The sequence below is a fragment of the Sphingopyxis sp. genome, from assembly GCF_036402335.1.
Lineage (GTDB): Bacteria > Pseudomonadota > Alphaproteobacteria > Sphingomonadales > Sphingomonadaceae > Sphingopyxis.
Map to the genome: position 1 here is coordinate 1 of NZ_DASWTD010000520.1, position 1,706 is coordinate 1,706.

3 protein-coding genes are annotated in these 1,706 nt (G+C 64.9%); all 3 read right to left on the reverse strand.

What is annotated here, in order from left to right:
• Positions 1 to 825, reverse strand: an 825-nt coding sequence (locus VGD20_RS16885) for a biotin carboxylase N-terminal domain-containing protein (RefSeq protein WP_331135546.1), incomplete at its 3' end; no start/stop codon positions are given.
• Entirely contained in the window at positions 822 to 1,127 is a 306-nt protein-coding gene (locus tag VGD20_RS16890) for a hypothetical protein (RefSeq protein ID WP_331135547.1), read from the reverse strand. The genes VGD20_RS16890 and VGD20_RS16885, both read right to left, overlap by 4 nt.
• A 6-nt stretch (positions 1,128 to 1,133) precedes the next feature.
• The coding region (locus VGD20_RS16895) for a carboxyl transferase domain-containing protein (protein WP_331135548.1) at positions 1,134 to 1,706 on the reverse strand (573 nt) is incomplete at its 5' end.

The following is a 1,706-nucleotide window of genomic DNA, read 5'->3' on the forward strand; positions in this document are numbered from 1 at the left end:
CTCGATCGTCCCGGCGCCGACATAATCGACCGCCTTCGCCGCGCGAACCGCGGCGGCGCACAAGTCGGCGCGCGTCGCCTCGTCCATGCCGGGGGCGGGGGCCTCCTCGATCACCTTCTGGTGGCGGCGCTGGAGCGAGCAGTCGCGCTCGAACAGGTGCACGACATTGCCGTGCGTATCGCCGAACACCTGCACCTCGATATGGCGCGGCGTCAGGATATATTTCTCGATCAGCACATGGTCGTTGCCGAACGACGCCGCCGCCTCGCGCTGGCACGAGGCGAGCGCGTCGGCGAAGTCCACCGCGGCGTCGACCTTGCGCATCCCCTTGCCGCCGCCGCCCGCGACCGCCTTGATCAGCACGGGATAGCCGATCCCGGCGGCCTGGTCGGCGAGGTAGGCGGGGTCCTGATTCTCGCCCATATAGCCCGGCGTCACCGGCACCCCGGCATCGGCCATCAGCTTCTTCGCGGCGTCTTTGAGGCCCATCGCGGTGATCGACGAGGGCTTCGGCCCGACCCAGACGAGGCCCGCATCGGCGACCGCCTGCGCGAACTCGGCATTTTCCGACAGGAAGCCATAGCCCGGATGGATCGCCTCGGCGCCGGTCGCCTTCGCGGCGGCGATGATCTTCTCGCCGATCAGGTAAGACTCACGCGCCGGCGATGGCCCGATATGCACGGCTTCGTCCGCCTCGCGCACGTGCAGCGCCCGGGCGTCGGCGTCCGAATAGACCGCAACGGTCCTGATGCCCATCTCGCGCGCGGTGCGGATGATACGGCAGGCGATTTCGCCGCGATTGGCGATGAGGAGGGAGGTGATCATTGGGTTCCGTTCACTTCGAAATGCAGGACATGCGCTTCCTTTTCGATCAGGAAGTCATCGTCGAAATCATAATATTTGGCCGCATCGACCGGCGTGCCCGCGAAGCCCTCAATCGCGTCGAGGCTGTCCCAGAAGGTCAGCATCTCGAAATGGACGACATCGCTTTCGGCGCGCTGGAAGCACCACGCCCCGCGATTGCCCGCGACTGACCGGTAATCGGGAATCGCGACGTCGAGCATCAGCCTGAAATAGGCATCTGCCTTCTCCGCCGGGACCATACCGTGCCATCTCCTCGCGATCATGACGCCTTACATCCTGAACACGCCGAAGCCGCGATCTTCGATCGGGGCGTTCAGCGTTGCGGAAAAGGCCAGCCCGAGCACGTCGCGCGTCTGTGCAGGGTCGATGATGCCATCGTCCCACAGGCGCGCAGTGGCGTGATAGGGGTTGCCTTCATCCTCATATTTCTGACGGATCGGCGCCTTGAAGGCTTCGGCTTCCTCCGGGGTCCATTTGTCGGCGTCGCGGTGGACGGTTGCCAGCACCGACGCCGCCTGCTCGCCCCCCATCACGCTGATCCGGCTATTCGGCCAGCTGAACAGGAAGCGCGGGCTATAGGCGCGCCCGCACATGCCGTAATTGCCCGCGCCGAAACTGCCGCCGATCAGCATGGTGATCTTCGGCACCGTCGCCGTGGCGACCGCCGTCACCAGCTTCGCGCCATGTTTGGCGATGCCCTCGGCCTCATATTTGCCGCCGACCATGAAGCCCGAAATATTCTGCAGGAACAGCAGCGGAATGCGGCGATGGCAGGCCAGTTCGATGAAATGCGCACCTTTGACTGCGCTCTCGCTGAACAGCACGCCATTGTTGGCGAGGAT